This is a genomic window from Rathayibacter sp. VKM Ac-2759 (genome assembly GCF_009834225.1).
Classification (GTDB): domain Bacteria; phylum Actinomycetota; class Actinomycetes; order Actinomycetales; family Microbacteriaceae; genus Rathayibacter.
The window spans coordinates 56,841-71,514 of sequence record NZ_CP047177.1; the positions used below are offsets into that span (position 1 = coordinate 56,841).

Here is a 14,674-nt window from a genome sequence, read left to right on the forward strand (position 1 = left end):
GAGCAACCGAGATGACGGAGTGCGCCGTGGCGCTTCGAGGCGGTGAGCACTGTGCCCCGCCCCGTCGATGAGCTCCTGGCGGCGCTATACGAGAGTCACGGCCCGGCGCTGCGGCGCTTCGTGCAGAACCTCACTCGGAACGCGGCGCTGACGGAGGACGTCGTGCAGGAGACGATGGTCCGGGCCTGGCAGCGCCCGCAGGTCCTCGAACGCGACGCCGACGCCGCTCGCGCGTGGCTGTTCACCGTCGCCCGCAACCTCGTCATCGACGACGCCCGCTCCGCTCGGAGCCGACGCGAAGTGCCGGCGAAGGACGAGGACGGCGGCGGCGCCGTCCCCGATCACACCGACGCAGTCCTGGACAGCATCCTCGTCGCCGACGCTCTCGCATCGCTGTCGGTGGAGCATCGTCGGATCGTGGTGGACGCGTACTTCCTCGGACACACCGTCCCCGAGATCGCCCGCCGGCACTCCATCCCCGAGGGAACAGCGAAATCTCGATTGCACTACGGACTGCGCGGACTGCGACTGGCTCTGCAGGAAAGGGGCGTCACCCGATGAACGACCACCACGGAAGCTCTGCGACGGAGGACGAGTACCGCGACTGGGACGCGTCCTACGTCCTCGGCGCTCTCCCCGCGGATCAGCGACTCGAGTACGAGCAGCACCTCAGCGGCTGCGCGGCCTGCCGCGCGGCCGTGGCAGAGCTGGCAGGACTGCCCGGCATCGTCGGTCGGCTCTCCGTCGAGGATGCTCTCGCCATCAGCGCATCGGACGACGGCGAGGACGCGCCGCCCTCCCCGGTGACGCTGCCCGCCATCGCTCACCGTGTCCGGACGCGCCGACGTCGGCGCCGGCTGGTGACGTCCCTCGCCGTCGCGGCCGCCGTCACCGCCTCCGTCTTCGGAGGCGTCGCTCTCGGCACGGGCATCGCGGGTGCTCCCGTGGCGAGCGAGGCGACCCTCGAACCGATGGACCCGATCGCGGACGATCCCGCTCTCGCTGCGGACATCCAGGTCGAGGGGAAGCCGTGGGGCACCCGGCTGGAGTGGAGCTGCACCTACAGTGGTGATGCGCCCGCCGACGCGGAGTACGAACTCGTGATCACCCGCACAGACGGCAGCACGATCACCGTCGCCACCTGGACGGCGGCCGGGCAGCGCGCCGTCGACCTGGCGGCGTCCACGGGCATCGCCCGGTCGGAGATCACCGGCGTCGACATCAGGGTCCGCGGCACGAACTCCCCCCTCGTCCGCACCGACACCTGAGACACCGCCCACCCGCAGGAGACACCGGCACTGCCCGCGGTGCCGCGGACACAGGACAGGAGCAGACCATGAGCACCGAGACCACACCGCTGCACATCACCCGCGAGGGCCCGAGAAGCTTCATCGGCCGCAACGCGCGAGGAGCCGAGGTCCGCATCGGCGGGTCGGACGCCGACGGCGTGTTCTCGCCCGGCGAGCTGCTGCACCTCGCCCTCGCCGCCTGCGGCATGCTCTCCTCGGACCACCTCCTCGCCAGCCGACTCGGAGCCGACTTCGAAGCGACCACCGACATCACCGCGACCAAGCCCGAGGGTGAGGACCGCTACGACTCCATCACCGCCGTGATCCGCGCCGACCTGTCGGCGCTCGATCCCGAGCGGATCGCCTCACTGTCCGAACGCACCCACCGGGCCGTGGATCGCCAGTGCACCGTCGGCCACACGCTCGAGCACGGCGCGGCGTACACCGTCGACGTCGTGGACGACCCGGCCGCTCCCGTCAGCGGTCCGAGGACGGGGACCGTCTGAGATCAGCGCCTCATCGGTCACGACGACCGGTGCCGACCGAGCCGCGGACGTCTCCCTTCAGTGCCGTCAGTCTGCGATTCGCCGACCGGATCCGAGACGATTCGCGAGGCGGAGCGCGTTCACGGAGCGGAGGTGCTGGTCGGCGCGGTGACGTCCGTTGGCCGGTGAGGGGTGCGGTGCCGCGAGTACGGGGACGACACGGGGATCATCGTGCAGGGTCAGATAGCGCATGACCCCGTCGAGCGCCACGGTCCCGTAGGTGACGACGGCGCCGAGCGCGGGCAGCAGCTCCAGCAGCTCACCGAGCGCGAGCCGACCCTCCTCGATGTCCGCGGGGCGGACGCGGCCAGGGATCTCCCACGGGATGAGGTTCCATCGGAGGTAGTGGTCGCGGGAGAGTCCGGACTCGATTCGGGCCGCCCGGAACGCGGCGGCGGTGGGCCCGAGGTTGTCCTCGCTGCAGACGGCAGCGGATCCCGCGGCGATCGTCCGAGGGCCGGGTGACTGCATCAGCACCAGGACGCGACTGGCGGTGCCGCCGGAGCAGGGATCGAAGCCCGGAACGAAGCGTCCGGTCGCGTCCGCGGTACTCCGCCAGGTCTCGGCGAGGGCGTTCAGGCTTCGGACATCCACGATGGTCCTCGATCCCGGTCAGGCCGGCCGCGGTGGTGCGAGCAGGGTTCCGCGGATCACGGAACCGTGGAACGTGCGGGCGGCGACGATGATCCACGCGGCGACCAGGCCGACGTAGTAGAGCACCGCGAGGCCGGCGACAACCGTGAGACCGGAGTGCAGGGCGAGGCCGTTCAGTCCGGTGACGCAGGTGCCGACGGGGAACGTGAACGACCACCACGTCAGGCTGAACGGCAGGTGCTCCTTCGCGGTGCGGAGGGTGATCGCGAGGGCGATGACGGTCCAGAGCAGTGCGAAGCCGAGCATCGCGAAGCCGTACACCAGAGCCACGACCAGCAGCGCACGCGCCATGCCGGCGTCCACGACGGTGGGCGCGTTCGAGGCGAGCAGATTCACGGCGGTGATCGACTGTCCGACCGGACCGAGGACGATCCACAGCGTCGGCACCATCCCCGCCGCTCCGACCTTGTGCTGCGCGAGCCGGTTCCAGATCAGGGTGATCACCACCAGCGACGCGACCAGGCTGAGGCCGAAGAAGCCGTAGCAGGACCACAGGAGCGTCTCCCGCGCTTGCCCGGCGGGCGCGTACGGCAGCAGCAGTGCGCCGGTGGAAGCGGACACCATCGGCGGAACGATCGGCATCAGCCAGCCGCCGAACGCCGAATCGGGCTTGTTCTCATGCCGGGTGAACGCGAGGTAGGGCACCAGGACCGCCGTCACCAGCCCGCCGAGAGTCCCCGCACCCCAGAGCACCCAGTCGATGGTGACAGCGGCCGGCAGGCCGATCCAGTCCTTGCCGAGGAGGAGGGTTCCCGCGCCGACAGTGAGGAACGCCATGGGCGGCGCGCCGTAGAAGTGCGAGAGCACGGGATTCAGGTGGTGCCTCACCGCTGTACCGCGGTAGCGGACCCAGTGCAGCCCGGTCGCGACCGTCAGCGCGACGAGCAGCAGCGCGGCGATCGCCCAGACGACGGTGGCCCCGGTGCGGAGTCCGGGGAACTGGAGTGGCAGGGACGCGGCGGCGACCGCGACGATGCCGGTGCCCATGATCGACGCGAACCAGTTCGGCGTCAGGTTCGACACGATCAGTCCCGGATGCTCCAACTCCCGGAACAAGCGCCTCGACCGCGGAGGATGCCCGATCGAGGAAGATGCGCGGGCGGGGGAGAAAGTTGTCATGCCTCCAGCCTGAGCATCGCCGGCACCAGCCGATACAGCGATCGTCTTGGCGGGGCACAATGAGTGCTTGTGGCGACGCGGCGATTGACGGACCGGATCCTGGATCTCGACACGCTGGAGGTGCTCGAGCGCATCGCCGAGGCGGGCTCGCTCTCCCGCGCTGCCGAAGACCTCGGCGTCACCCAGCAGGCCGTCTCGGCGCGTCTGCGGGTCGCGGAGCGCGCCATCGGGCAGCCGCTCGTGCGCCGCTCTCCGACCGGGTCCCTGATGACCGACGCGGGCCGGCTCGTGCTCGAGCTGGCCGGCCCGGTCCTCGAGGCGTCCCGCCGCCTCGAGGCGGGCGCGGCAGCACTGCGACAGCCGACCGGCTCACTGGTTCTCGCGGCGTCGCAGACCATCGCCGAACTGCTGCTCCCACGCTGGCTCCTCGAATTCCGACAGCGCACACCCGAGGTGAGTGTGCAGCTGATCGCCGGCAATTCAGCCACGGTCACAGAGCTCGTGAGATCCGGTGCCGCGCAACTCGGATTCGTCGAGACACCAGCGTCCACGGCCACGCTCTCCTCTGACGTGGTCACGGAGGACGAACTCGCTGTCGTCGTGGCACCCGACCACCCCTGGGCACGCGCGGCGAGTATCAGCGCCGAGGACTTGGCCGGCACCGCACTGCTGACACGAGAGGAAGGCTCCGGCACCCGGACGACCCTCGAAGCATGGCTCCACGACGCCGGGCTCGCACTCACGACTCCCGCCGCGATCCTTGAAACGACGGCGATCATCCGAGCGAACGCCCGCGCCGGCATCGCGCCCGCAGTCATGAGCATCCTCACCGTCGAAACAGATCTCGCCGCGCGCTCACTGATACGAGTGCCCCTCCGCGGACCAGCACTCGTGCGACCCCTCCGCGCCATCTGGTCCGATCGCATCGGGTCGTCCGCGGCGGCGTTCCTGGAGATCGCGCACGAGATGCGCTGACCGGTGCACGGCTCGTCGCAACGCCGATCACGCCAGCGGCCGTGTCTGCTCGAGCTGGAAGGCGGTTTTCCGCCTTAGCAACCGGAGGGCGCAGTGCAACCAGCTTGTTCAATGGGGGCAGGGATGACGGGTCTGCAGCCCGTGGTCCTCAGATCAGGGAGCGCAGCGACCGCGTGCTGAAAGTCTCGGAGGAGTCGGTGGCGCAGCCACTTGAACGGAGCCCGTAGGTAGCTACGACCGCAGCGAAGCGGAGGGAGCCGCCGAAGGCTTCACGGCAAAAAAGGGTGTGAGCCCGCAGGGCGACCAACGGCGGCCGGCGCAGCCGGTCGACCTCCGGGCGTCGCTCCGTCGACGCTGCGCGGGCGGAGCTCGCGCCCCGCCGCCGGCGGAACATCGGGGAGTGTGAGGGGGTCGCCCCTCACGGGCCGGCCCGGTCCGGGGCGGCCCGCGCCCGCGCTCAGAGGGTGAGGGTGTGCAGGATCAGGACGGTGGAGCCGATGGGCTTTCCGAAGTCGGTGTAGTCGAGGGTTTCGCGGCGGTTGCTGATGAGGTCCAGGGCCACCAGCTCCTCCTCGGACTCATCGCTCATGCCGCCCGGGTCGTCCTCCCACTCGCGGAGGGTCTGACGATCGGCGTCGAGGACTCTCCACAGCCCCCAGACGTGGGCGACGGGGCCGGTCGTCTCGTACTTGAACACGAGGGCGGTAGCGGTGGGCCAGGCGTGCGCGGCCGCGGCGACGATCAGCGCTCGCGCGGCCGCGGCGACGATCAGCGCTCGCGCGGCCGCGGCGATCGCGTCGAGGTCGCCGGTCGCGGTGGCGGCGGCGACGGCGGCTTGCGCATCGCGCAGCGCCGGGGTGTGTCCCCACACGTCGACGTCGACGGCGGGTGTCGTGGTGGTGGTCATGGCGGGCCTTTCTGCAGGAGTCGGGAGCGGGGGTGCGGGGACCGGCGGATGCCGGTCCCCGCGGAGCGGCTAGCTGATCCCGGCGGCGTTAGCCGGGGTGCTCTCGCCCGTGACGACCTGCTCGACCGGGGAGAGCGCGTACCCCCACGCAGCGAGCTGGCGGAAGTGGGCGGCGGCGCGCTCGTCGCCGCGTCGCCACGACTCCTTGCTCGTGTTCGCCTCCTGACCTCCGAGCACGACGGCCAGCGCGACCAGCCGGGCCTTCGCCGGGTTCGCCTCGACCAGCGCGGCGAGAGCGTCGGTGCGGTAGCCGGAGGGGCGGTCGATGCCGAGCAGCGTGTGGGCGAGGTCGCTGCCGTTGCTCATCCCCGACGACACCGCAAACCGGTGCGCGGTGAGCCCGAGAGCGATCACCCGATCCGCATCCTTCGGAAGCGTCTTGCGGCTGAGGAACGTGGCGATCCACTGGCGGCGGACCGTCTCGGCGGCAGTCCACGCCTTGTTGTTGGCGATGAGCACCTTCCGCTCGGCGGACTTCTCGACGCGCTCCTCCTCCGCCTCCTCGGGGGTGAGCGCCGCGGCGGGCACGTCGCCGCGGTAGGCGTAGGTGAATCCGGCCTCCGTGGGCTCCTGCACGAAGTGGGTCACGTCGATGTCGCCGTTCCAGCGGGTGTCGATGAGAGCCCCGCGAACCGGGATCGCGGCGATGTGCTCGGCGGTGACCTGCTCCCCGTCGGCGGTGCGGAGCTTGCGGAGGGCGACCCACGGGCTGCCCTCGCCGTAGGCGTCGGAGCGGGTGAGCACCTGGAAGCCGTTCGCGATCTGCTCCTGCTCGACGGCGGCGAGGCGTGCCTTCTCCGCGGCGTCCTCGCGGAGGCTCTGCGCGGTGTGCTCGAACTGGGTCGGGTCGTTGGTCGCGACCTCGATCAGGTGGGCGCGGGCGTCGGCGTCGTCCTCGAACTCCAACAGCACCGCGGCCTGGTCGAGAGTCAGCTCGTGCTCGTGGAGAACGGACGTGACGGTCGCGGACTCCGCGACGGCGAGGCCCTTCTTCACCGCGTCGGTCTTGGTTCCGGTGCGCTTGGCGATCTGCGAGGCGGTGATGCCCTCGAACGCGAGCTGCGCCCAGGCGGCGGTGCGATCCGCGGTGCTGAGTTCGGCGCGCTGGTCGTTCTCGATGATCTGCTGAATGATCCGGTCCGCGGTGGTGTCGTCGCCCTCCACGACGTAGACGGGGACCGTGGCGACTCCGGCCTCGCGTGCGGCGAGGGTGCGGCGCTGGCCTGCGCGGACGATGACGTTTCCGTGCTCGTCGCGGCGGGCAAGGATCGGGGTGATGACGCCGTTCTCGCGGATCGACGCGACGAAATCGCGTGTCACGGGGGCGCTGGTGCGCACGTTCGCCTCGATGACGAGGGTGGTCGGGTCGATGTGCTGAACGGTCCCGGTTCCGGTGGTGATAGTCACGATGGTTTCTCCTTGATCGGTGTGCGACCATTGAGGCGACGGGTCCCGTGGTGCTTCATTCACTACGGGGCTTTTGTCGTCTTCCTGATCGTTTTTCTTTGCCTCTCCGGCGAGTGAAAACCAATTGAGTGGAGTCGGCGGAGTGACGCCGATCACGGGCGAAATAAGCCCGCAGGGCGCGTCCGGGATCGGTGGCACGTAGCCGATGGAGCGAGATAGGTTGAAACCGCGGAGAGGTGAAGAAAACGGGGAATCCTGCCGCGTAGCGGCACCTCACCGGCGGTGCTCCGTCACCGCTGCGCGGGCGGAGCTCGCGCCCCGCCGAAGGTGGAACACCGGGGAGCGCGAGGGGGTCGCCCCTCGTGGCCGGCCCGAAGGCCGGCCCCTCCCCCGCTGGGTCAGTTCCAGCTCTCGGTCCAACCCTCGGGCGGGACGACGGCGTGCGGCTCGCCTGCGGCGTGGAGGTAGTACAGGGTGCTGCTGTAGTCGTCGTCTCCGCGGGTCATGCTCATCTGCTGGTGCTCGGCGTCCGTCTCGGCGGTGCTCCACCTGGTCGACACGTCCACGGCGTACAGGTCGCCGGAGTCGGTGACGAGCTGGCCGCATGCGGGGCAGCGCAGCGCGGGGTATGTCTCCCCGTCATCGGTCACCGTCTCGACGGTGAGGACGGGGGCCGCGGCCCACACCTGCTGGTGCAAGCTCTCGATCGTGGCGAGCATCGCGTCTGCGGTCGGGACGGGCGACAGGAACGCGATCAGCGCGGCCGCGTAGTCGCTTCCGTCGTCGGTGACGGGGAACCCGCCCGGGCATCCCTCCCCGGGCAGGGTCAGGGTGTTGCGGACGTGCGCGAGGATCTCGGCGTCCGTGGCGGCGGCGTCCTCGTCGGACTCCGCGCGGCGGGTGGTGAGGATGAGGGCGAGCTGTTCGGCGCTCGCGCGGCCGGTATCAGTGCGAGTCATGGTCAGGTCCTCTCAGCGGCTCAGGAACGGGGCGACGCGGCGGATCGCTGCGCGGCGAGCGTGGGTGACGCAGTGGCGGAACGAGCCGCTGGTGATGCCGTGCAGATGGTCGGAGTGCCACGCCTCCCAGACGCCGGAGGGACGACGGGTGACGAGCACGGAGGGCGTCGTCTTGGGGTCGGTGCCCACGACGCGGATGCTGACCGCGCGAGTGTTGGCGAGCGTGAGATAGGTCTTGGCCGTGGTCTGCAAGTCGGTGGCGGTCTGCATGGTGTGGGTGCTCCCTCTGGCTGATCGTTTTTCTTTGCCTCTCCGGCGGGGAAAACCGTTTGAGTGGAGGCGGCGCAGTGACGCTGATAGCGGGCGAAATAAGCCCGCAGGGCGCGTCCGATAGCGGCGGCACGGAGCCGATGGAGCGAAATAGGTTGAAACCGCGGAGAGGTGAAGAAAACGCGGAGAATGGGCCGCATCGCGGCCTCCGATCGGCGGTGCTCCGTCGCCGCTGCGCGAGTGCAGCTCGCGCCCCGGAACGGGACATCCGGGGAGTGTGAGGGGGTCGCCCCTCACGGGCCGGCCCGGGGGCCGGCCCTCGCCTGCTCAGCTCGCGGCGGCCGTCTCGGCGGCTGCCTTCTCGGCGGCCGCGGCGCGGGCTGTCTCGACCTCGGCGGCGGTGTGGTGTCCCTGCACGTCGGCGTAGTTGACCTTGTAGGGGCGGGTTCCGTCGTTCCAGTCGAGCGCGACGGTCACGCTCTTGGGGTTCACGCGGGTCACGACGTGCCAGCCGAAACGGTGCTTGATCATGTCGCCCTTGGCGATCGTGTCGCGGCTGTGGATCGTGACTTCCCCGGCGGCGGCCTGCGCCTCGCGGACGGCGGTCCAGTAGGCGTGCTCGTCCTCGAGCTGCGCGCGCTGGGTGATCAGCCGCTCCCGGTAGGCGCCGGTCGCGGGCGCGGTCGTCTCGATGTAGCCGCCGCCGAAGTTGTGCGAGCTGCCCTCGATCTTCCGGCTGTACCCGCGAATGTCGGTCGCGATCCGCTCGATGCGGCGGGCGACCATCCCGGGCGCGTACCGGTGATCGGTGGTCTTGGCGGCGACGTCGGCGCGGGCGCGGGCGCGGGTGGCTTCGCGGTCGGCCTCGACGCTGCGGCCCATCGCGGCATCCGCCTTGGCGATCGCGTTACGGTGCCGGTTCTCGGAGTGGTGGCCGATCTTGATCGGCTCGCCGCCCTCGGGCAGCCGGTCGAGTGCGCGGCGCGCGGCCGCGTCGGCGGTGTCGGCGTCCGCGGCTCGCCGGTCGGCCTTCGCGTCGAGCGCGTCGACGCGGGCGGCCTGGCGCTCGATCTTGTCTGCCTCGGCCTCGGCGGTCGGGCGGAATGTCTCTTCGGCCTCGATGGTGACCTCGTGTCCGGCGTCGCGCAGGGCGGTCGCGGCGCGGTTGATGGTCCACCACTTCGGGAGGCGGTCGCGGGACTGCGGGATGTACCAGGCGCCGATGGAGCGGCCCCAGCGCCAGCCGGACGCCTTGAGGATCTCGGCGGTGCCGTCGCCCCGGCTGGTGCCCTCGATGAGGGTTCCGGCTTCGGGGGTGTGGGTGATGGTGAGCATGTCGGTTCTCCTTCTCGGTTCGGGGGTTCAGTCGTTGTCGCGGTAGTCGGCGGGCGTCTCGCTGCGGTCGTGCAGCGCGTACGCGGCCGGGAACAGGTCGAGCGCTCGCGCGACGTCGACCGGAACGACGACGTAGGCGCCGGAGGCCATGTAGCCGACGCGATCCGCGGGCACCGGGTCGACCGGCTCGAAGTGCTGCAACGTCACCCCGGGAAGCCCCGCGCGGCCCTCGCGGGTGACCAGGTGCACGGCCGGGGTCTGCTCGGTCACCGGGTCGCGGCCACCGGCGCCGACGATGACCACCTGACGGGCGGTGCGGCTGATCCCGTCCGCTCCGGGTCCGTGGTACTCGCTCTTGATGACCTCGGTACGGGTGCCGCGCTGCTGGCTCATGGTGTGTCTCCCTCTGGCTGATCGTTTTTCTTTGCCTCTCCGGCGGGGAAGACCGTTTGAGTGGAGGCGGCGGAGTGACGCCGATCACGGGCGAAATAAGCCCGCAGGGCGCGTCCGGGATCGGTGGCACGCAGCCGCCGGAGCGAAATAGGTTGAGACCGCGGAGAGGTGAAGAAAACGGGGGAAACGGGCCGCGCAGCGGCCTCCAACCCGCGGCGTTCCGTCGCCGCTGCGCGAGTGCAGCTCGCGCCCCGGAACGGGACGCTGGGGAGCGTGAGGGGCCGCCCCTCACGAGCCGGCGCCGCCGGCTCACCTGCCACTCCCCCACGCAGGTCCCGCGGATCAAATACTCATGACGTCATTCACTCATTTGAGCTAATGAGTAAATGAGTTAGTGAGGTTCCGGCCAGTGCGACGATGGAGGCATGTGGGAGCTGGCACACCGGACGCGCGCGGAATCGGCATCAACGGTGGTGCGCAGCAGCGCGGCGACGAGCGCCGCGGCGATCGCGGAAGTGCGCGCAGCGATCCCGGAGGATCACGTCATCCTCTACGCGCTCCGCGTCGAGGATGAGTCATTCTACTCCGCTTCGTAAGTTGCGAGACGGCGGGGCATCCTCGGAGCGGTCTGAATGATCGCGGCTGCACGGGCGAGATTGGGTCCGATGGCGTCGGCTTCGAGGACGCGGCCGGTGCGGCGGTTCTCGCCTTCGCCCCAGGCGACGGTGCGCTCGTAGCCGACGACGATCACAGCGTCGCCCTTGTGGAGGGAGGCGAGCACGTGCTCGCCCAGCTCGAACTTCGCTTCCACGAAGTGCGTCGTCGGCGCCTCGTGAGCGGTCCACTCTCCCCCGCGGAACTCTCCGGTGTTCTCGATGACGCGCAGCTTCACGATCTGCACGCGGCCGGCCTGTACGGCCTCGGGGTCGGCGGCGAGATTGCCGGTGATGGTCCTGGTGCTCATCTGTCGTCTCCTGCTCGTGCGGTTCGTTCGTCCCGTCGACGTCGACGGGATCTCTTTCGCGGCGTCGGCCGCGGGGGTGTCTGTCGGGGCCGGCTCGATGCCCCAGGACGCCAGAGCGTCGCGTCGGGTGACCTCGACCGGCGGCTCGGACAGCGCTCGGCGCTGTTCGAGCTCGGCGCGCGTCGAGGCGTAGGCCGGAAGGCGTCGCTCGTCGCCGTAAGCGGCGCGGTAGAGCCGATCGGCCAGGAAGTCGAGCGCGTCGATTTCTCCCTGCCGATCGGCCTGCCCAGCGAGATACCCGGCCCGGTACTCGTCATTCGAGGCGTCCGGCCTGGTCATGCCGCATGCTTCTCGATGAGGTCCGGGCGGAAGCCCGACCAGTGGTCCTGGTCGCCCGCGACGACCACGGGAGCGGCGGAGTAGCCCAGCTCCTCCGTGATGTACGCGAGCGCTGCGGGGTTTGTCGTGATGTCCACGACGGTGTACTCGATGCCCTTCTTCTCGAGCACCCGGTAGGTCATCGTGCACTGCACGCACGACGGCTTCGAGTAGACGGTCAGCGCCATGAGTCTCACTCTCCTTCCGGGTGGTGGGCGTCGCCCTCGTCGTCGTCGGTCGCGTGCTCCGTGATCCACAGGTCCGCGGCCTCGTCTCGTTCGAATGCTCGCAGGAGTCCAGCCAGCGCGTCGACCTCACCGCAGTTGAGCCGCGGGGCCAGGTCATCGGCCAGCTCTCCGTGCGAGAACACGGACACGAACTCGGCCAGCGCCTCGGGAAGGGTCGGCGTCTGCATCGGGGTGGTGGTGGTGGTCATGGTCTGCCCTCTCTTCGCCTCTCCCCCACGTTTTTTTGCCGTGATTCTCAATCAGATTTGTCAAGCCAGCGGGGGTGGTCTTGCTCGTCTGTTCTTCCTTCTCTCCCAGCGTTTTTTTGCCTGGAAGGCACGTAGTGCCGAGCAGGGTCGGAGGCGGGAGCGCAACCCGGAGGGCGGAGGAGGAGATGTTGTCGGCGCGATGTGAGGGAGCGCAGCGACCGCGTGCCGAGAACGTCGGAGGAGCCGGCCGCGCAGCGGCTTGCGTGGACGCCGCAGGCCCGTACGCTGCCGAAGGCTTCCAGGCAAAATGCGCGCAGCGCTCAGCACCGCCGCCGACGGAGGTCGGCGTCCGCTCGTGTCCGTGAACCGCGACGCTCGTCGCGGCGGCTCTCAGTGGTCTTCGGTGAGGTGGCGGTAGATGGTGCCGCGGGAGACGCCGAAGGTCTCGGCGATCTGCTGGACCGTGTACGTCTTCTCTTCGTACATCGCGCGCGCCTGCTTCGCCTTCGTGGGCGTCATCTTGAAGCGTCCGCCGCCCTTGCGACCGCGGGCTCGAGCGGCGGCGAGGCCGTCGTGGGTGCGCTCCACGATGAGGTCGTGCTCGAACTCGGCGATCGCGGCGAGCATGTGAAAGAACAGCCGCCCGCCCGGAGTGGTGGTGTCGATGCCCTGGGAGAGAGCCTTCAGTCCGACGCCGCGCTGTTGGAGGCCGTCGGCCACCTCTTTCAGGTTCCGCACGGACCGTCCGAGGCGGTCGAGCTTGGTCACGACGAGGGAGTCGCCCTCGCGGAGGTAGTCGAGAGCGTCCTCGAGCGCGGGACGCTTCGCGAGCACTCCGGAGGCGTGCTCCACGAAGACCTTCTCGCAGCCGGCGGCCGTGAGCGCGTCGGTCTGAGCGTCAGGGTTCTGGTCTCTGGTCGAGACGCGCGCGTATCCGATCGCAGCCATGAGCTGACTGTACTGCGAACGTAGGTCACGGGTCATAGGTCTCGGACACGAGTTGTGGAACACGACGCGCCGATCGCGGCGGTGCGCTCGTTCGCCCTCCGGTAGCGGCTTCGCAGCGCGGCCCCGATCGGGTGGGTCCGCTTGCTGGCTCGTCTGTAGCTCGTAGGAGCTACGAGATATAGACTGTCGGGGCCCGGGACGGTGAGTCTCGGGAAGTGAACCCGAGACCCGTCCGGAATGGACGCGGCGCTCGGGTTTCGCGCATTCAGGGTGTGATGTCGATCACTGCACTGATCATCGATTGCGCGCGCCGCCGCCAGTCTCCGCCGCGAGCCCACGCCCACCCCACGGCGTCGGGGATCGCGAGCAGCGGCTCGCTGGCCGCAGACTCGTGCCAGTACTCCAAGGTGCCGACGCTCCCGGTGCGGCGGGTCGCCTCGATCATGCACTGCTTGTCGCGCGCGACCAGCGTCTCATCGCGCTCGAGGCAGAGACGGCCTCCGGTAGGGCCGATGGTGCCGACGAGTTCCTCAAGGCAGCGTCGACGGCGGACGACCTCGCTGCCGAGGTCCCGCGGAGCCCGGAAGATCGTCACCGTGGTGTCGAGGGTGGCGAAAGTGTCGAGCAGGAGTCGCTTTCGCGACTCGTTCTCCTGCTTCATGTGAAGGCGAGGCTGCCCGGGAAGGAGTAGAGCGCGAACCGTGCGCCGCGATTCCGCGATGTCACGGGGAATGATCGCCGCCGCGATGAGCAGGTAGTCCTTTGCTTTCGACTCGTCGACGAAGACGGAGGCGGCGCTCACGTCTCGTCCTCGGGAGGCCAATTGATCTCGAAGTAGCCGGTCCGGTCGCGATCGCTGGCCGCTCCGCCCCACAGCCTGACGATCGACCGCCCGAACTCGCGCGGATCGACCGCATCCTCGCCATCGAGGGGCGCCTCGATCGTGAACGTCAGCATGTTGCCCGGCTCATTGAGCATGGGAGGAGGAGCGGTGACCGTCGATGCGATCGTCCTGCCAGCGATGCGGTAGTCCCGGACGAGCCAGACGAGCCATTCCGTGACCAGCCAGCCGTCACCTGAGGGGCCGGCGGAAAAGATGTCGACGTGGCTGTCGGCTGATTTGATATTCCACCAGAGGGTCCAGACCGGGCGCCCTCGGCGCTCGTCGGTCGTCGCGTGAGCTCTGATGCCGGGCATGGCGTTGAGAAGCCTGCACGGCCATCGCAGCACCGCAGGCGTGTGCGGGTCGTCCTGCTCGGCCGCATCAACGGTGGCGGGTCGAGACCTCTCCAAGCCCGCTAGCCCGCTCAGGTACTGAGCGCGCTCGAAACCGTCGTGGATCTTCCACCAGTGGTCGTCGTCCGAATCGAAATCGGCGGCCCGGTACCAATGGCCCGACAACTTGGCGACGACATGAGCAAGAACACCGACCGCGGTCGTGCTCGCGAGCATCGCCTCCGCATGGGCGACGTCGGGATCTTCCTGGCTCCCAACCTTCGCCGCGAGAACAAGATCGCGCAGCATCTCCAGGTCGGTACGGCGATACTCCGCCGACGCTTGCGAAACGGTCTTCGCGCTCACTCCCAGCTCGGCCGCGACGCTACGTCCCGTTGCTCCCGGTTTGAGTGTCGCCTCATAGATTGCCTTCCGCCGCACCGCAGCCAGCTGCGAGTGAAGGCCCCGAACCTCTTCCCCGACGCGTACACATTCACTCGCGCGCTCGATCGGATCCGGGATCGCCGACACGGACGCGACGAGCTGCCGCAGCAGCCCATCCGCATCGCGCTCCTCGGTCTCAGCCATAGCACGACCCTAGCAGCACGTTACCCCTGGGGGGAATGCTAGAACCGGCAGGAGTAATTCTCTAAGCGGGCACTCGGCCGTGGAGCCGTCCGCCGCTGGATCGAGTGAAGGCGGAGGGGGGCGAGTCGCTCGCCCTGTCCCTGGCGGAGGCACGGAACGAGCCGACCGCCTGACTCGTCGCTTCACTCTGCGCTCAGCTCGGACGGTCGATCGCAGATGCGCTGGTTTTGAT

Annotated in this window: 19 protein-coding genes; 5 read left to right on the forward strand and 14 right to left on the reverse strand. The window is 69.5% G+C overall.

The annotated features are described in order from the left end of the window. Positions 1-51 precede the first annotated feature (51 nt). The 3 genes from GSU68_RS18675 (at position 52) to GSU68_RS18685 (ending at position 1,795) form a co-directional block, all read left to right on the forward strand. Complete coding sequence (locus GSU68_RS18675) at positions 52-561, forward strand: sigma-70 family RNA polymerase sigma factor (RefSeq protein WP_055794427.1); 510 nt, start codon at positions 52-54, stop codon at positions 559-561. After that, positions 558-1,268 carry a zf-HC2 domain-containing protein gene (locus tag GSU68_RS18680; RefSeq protein ID WP_055794430.1) on the forward strand — a complete coding sequence of 237 codons (711 nt, stop codon included), beginning with the start codon at positions 558-560 and terminating at the stop codon, positions 1,266-1,268. The genes GSU68_RS18675 and GSU68_RS18680 overlap by 4 nt, the downstream gene beginning before the upstream one ends. A gap of 68 nt (positions 1,269-1,336) precedes the next feature. Then, positions 1,337-1,795 carry an OsmC family protein gene (locus tag GSU68_RS18685; protein WP_055794432.1) on the forward strand — a complete coding sequence of 153 codons (459 nt, stop codon included), beginning with the start codon at positions 1,337-1,339 and terminating at the stop codon, positions 1,793-1,795. A gap of 66 nt (positions 1,796-1,861) precedes the next feature. On the opposite strand, the gene GSU68_RS18690 is transcribed toward GSU68_RS18685, so the two are convergent. Further along, the gene (locus tag GSU68_RS18690) at positions 1,862-2,428 is read right to left on the reverse strand and encodes a uracil-DNA glycosylase family protein (protein WP_235576811.1); all 567 of its coding nucleotides are present in this window, start codon (positions 2,426-2,428) and stop codon (positions 1,862-1,864) included. An 18-nt stretch (positions 2,429-2,446) separates the two neighbouring features. Beyond that, complete coding sequence (locus GSU68_RS18695; protein WP_020624523.1) at positions 2,447-3,511, reverse strand: TDT family transporter; 1,065 nt, start codon at positions 3,509-3,511, stop codon at positions 2,447-2,449. A gap of 165 nt (positions 3,512-3,676) precedes the next feature. Between GSU68_RS18695 and GSU68_RS18700 the strand changes: the two genes are divergently transcribed. Further along, positions 3,677-4,582, forward strand: a complete 906-nt coding sequence (locus GSU68_RS18700) for a LysR family transcriptional regulator (protein ID WP_020624524.1) — start codon at positions 3,677-3,679, stop codon at positions 4,580-4,582. A gap of 457 nt (positions 4,583-5,039) precedes the next feature. Here GSU68_RS18700 and GSU68_RS18705 read toward each other — a convergent pair whose 3' ends face one another. The 6 genes from GSU68_RS18705 to GSU68_RS18730 all read right to left on the reverse strand — a co-directional run bounded on the left by GSU68_RS18705 (position 5,040) and on the right by GSU68_RS18730 (position 9,913). Then, entirely contained in the window at positions 5,040-5,489 is a 450-nt protein-coding gene (locus tag GSU68_RS18705; protein ID WP_159910445.1) for a hypothetical protein, read from the reverse strand. Positions 5,490-5,558: 69 nt separating this feature from the next. Further along, entirely contained in the window at positions 5,559-6,956 is a 1,398-nt protein-coding gene (locus GSU68_RS18710; protein ID WP_159424188.1) for a ParB/RepB/Spo0J family partition protein, read from the reverse strand. 398 nt (positions 6,957-7,354) lie between these two features. Beyond that, complete coding sequence (locus GSU68_RS18715; protein ID WP_055794437.1) at positions 7,355-7,915, reverse strand: hypothetical protein; 561 nt, start codon at positions 7,913-7,915, stop codon at positions 7,355-7,357. 12 nt (positions 7,916-7,927) lie between these two features. Then, entirely contained in the window at positions 7,928-8,185 is a 258-nt protein-coding gene (locus GSU68_RS18720) for a hypothetical protein (RefSeq protein WP_159910446.1), read from the reverse strand. Between the two features lie 327 nt (positions 8,186-8,512). Then, entirely contained in the window at positions 8,513-9,520 is a 1,008-nt protein-coding gene (locus tag GSU68_RS18725; RefSeq protein ID WP_159910447.1) for a DUF3560 domain-containing protein, read from the reverse strand. Between the two features lie 27 nt (positions 9,521-9,547). Next, entirely contained in the window at positions 9,548-9,913 is a 366-nt protein-coding gene (locus GSU68_RS18730) for a hypothetical protein (protein WP_159910448.1), read from the reverse strand. Positions 9,914-10,338: 425 nt separating this feature from the next. On the opposite strand from GSU68_RS18730, the gene GSU68_RS18735 reads away from it, so the two are divergent. Next, the gene (locus tag GSU68_RS18735; RefSeq protein WP_159910449.1) at positions 10,339-10,509 is read left to right on the forward strand and encodes a hypothetical protein; all 171 of its coding nucleotides are present in this window, start codon (positions 10,339-10,341) and stop codon (positions 10,507-10,509) included. Here the strand turns inward: GSU68_RS18735 and GSU68_RS18740 are convergent. The 6 genes from GSU68_RS18740 to GSU68_RS18765 all read right to left on the reverse strand — a co-directional run bounded on the left by GSU68_RS18740 (position 10,494) and on the right by GSU68_RS18765 (position 14,442). Beyond that, positions 10,494-11,216, reverse strand: coding sequence for a single-stranded DNA-binding protein (locus GSU68_RS18740; protein ID WP_055794444.1), 723 nt, complete (start codon positions 11,214-11,216; stop codon positions 10,494-10,496). The two genes, GSU68_RS18735 and GSU68_RS18740, sit on opposite strands and share 16 nt — an antisense overlap. Further along, the gene (gene nrdH, locus GSU68_RS18745) at positions 11,213-11,443 is read right to left on the reverse strand and encodes a glutaredoxin-like protein NrdH (protein ID WP_055794446.1); all 231 of its coding nucleotides are present in this window, start codon (positions 11,441-11,443) and stop codon (positions 11,213-11,215) included. The genes GSU68_RS18740 and nrdH overlap by 4 nt, the downstream gene beginning before the upstream one ends. A 5-nt stretch (positions 11,444-11,448) precedes the next feature. Continuing rightward, positions 11,449-11,691 carry a hypothetical protein gene (locus tag GSU68_RS18750; protein ID WP_055794449.1) on the reverse strand — a complete coding sequence of 81 codons (243 nt, stop codon included), beginning with the start codon at positions 11,689-11,691 and terminating at the stop codon, positions 11,449-11,451. A 390-nt stretch (positions 11,692-12,081) separates the two neighbouring features. Continuing rightward, positions 12,082-12,639 (reverse strand): recombinase family protein, encoded by a 558-nt coding sequence (locus tag GSU68_RS18755; RefSeq protein WP_055794451.1) that lies wholly within the window; start codon positions 12,637-12,639, stop codon positions 12,082-12,084. A gap of 265 nt (positions 12,640-12,904) precedes the next feature. Next, on the reverse strand, positions 12,905-13,441 hold the full coding sequence (locus GSU68_RS18760) for a hypothetical protein (protein WP_104313615.1): 537 nt from the start codon (positions 13,439-13,441) through the stop codon (positions 12,905-12,907). Beyond that, positions 13,438-14,442 carry a hypothetical protein gene (locus GSU68_RS18765; RefSeq protein ID WP_104313614.1) on the reverse strand — a complete coding sequence of 335 codons (1,005 nt, stop codon included), beginning with the start codon at positions 14,440-14,442 and terminating at the stop codon, positions 13,438-13,440. Before GSU68_RS18765 ends, GSU68_RS18760 begins: the two co-directional genes overlap by 4 nt. Between the last annotated feature and the right edge of the window lie 232 nt (positions 14,443-14,674).

Excerpts from the sequence above, each read along its gene's own strand:
- GSU68_RS18685 (WP_055794432.1), top strand. The coding sequence starts at position 1,337 with ATGAGCACCGAGACCACACCGCTGCACATCACCCGCGAGGGCCCGAGA.
- GSU68_RS18730 (WP_159910448.1), bottom strand. The coding sequence starts at position 9,913 with ATGAGCCAGCAGCGCGGCACCCGTACCGAGGTCATCAAGAGCGAGTAC.
- GSU68_RS18750 (WP_055794449.1), bottom strand. The coding sequence starts at position 11,691 with ATGACCACCACCACCACCCCGATGCAGACGCCGACCCTTCCCGAGGCG.
- GSU68_RS18725 (WP_159910447.1), bottom strand. The coding sequence starts at position 9,520 with ATGCTCACCATCACCCACACCCCCGAAGCCGGAACCCTCATCGAGGGC.
- GSU68_RS18735 (WP_159910449.1), top strand. The coding sequence starts at position 10,339 with ATGTGGGAGCTGGCACACCGGACGCGCGCGGAATCGGCATCAACGGTG.
- GSU68_RS18765 (WP_104313614.1), bottom strand. The coding sequence starts at position 14,442 with ATGGCTGAGACCGAGGAGCGCGATGCGGATGGGCTGCTGCGGCAGCTC.
- nrdH (WP_055794446.1), bottom strand. The coding sequence starts at position 11,443 with ATGGCGCTGACCGTCTACTCGAAGCCGTCGTGCGTGCAGTGCACGATG.
- GSU68_RS18720 (WP_159910446.1), bottom strand. The coding sequence starts at position 8,185 with ATGCAGACCGCCACCGACTTGCAGACCACGGCCAAGACCTATCTCACG.
- GSU68_RS18755 (WP_055794451.1), bottom strand. The coding sequence starts at position 12,639 with ATGGCTGCGATCGGATACGCGCGCGTCTCGACCAGAGACCAGAACCCT.
- GSU68_RS18705 (WP_159910445.1), bottom strand. The coding sequence starts at position 5,489 with ATGACCACCACCACGACACCCGCCGTCGACGTCGACGTGTGGGGACAC.
- GSU68_RS18680 (WP_055794430.1), top strand. The coding sequence starts at position 558 with ATGAACGACCACCACGGAAGCTCTGCGACGGAGGACGAGTACCGCGAC.
- GSU68_RS18740 (WP_055794444.1), bottom strand. The coding sequence starts at position 11,216 with ATGACCAGGCCGGACGCCTCGAATGACGAGTACCGGGCCGGGTATCTC.
- GSU68_RS18715 (WP_055794437.1), bottom strand. The coding sequence starts at position 7,915 with ATGACTCGCACTGATACCGGCCGCGCGAGCGCCGAACAGCTCGCCCTC.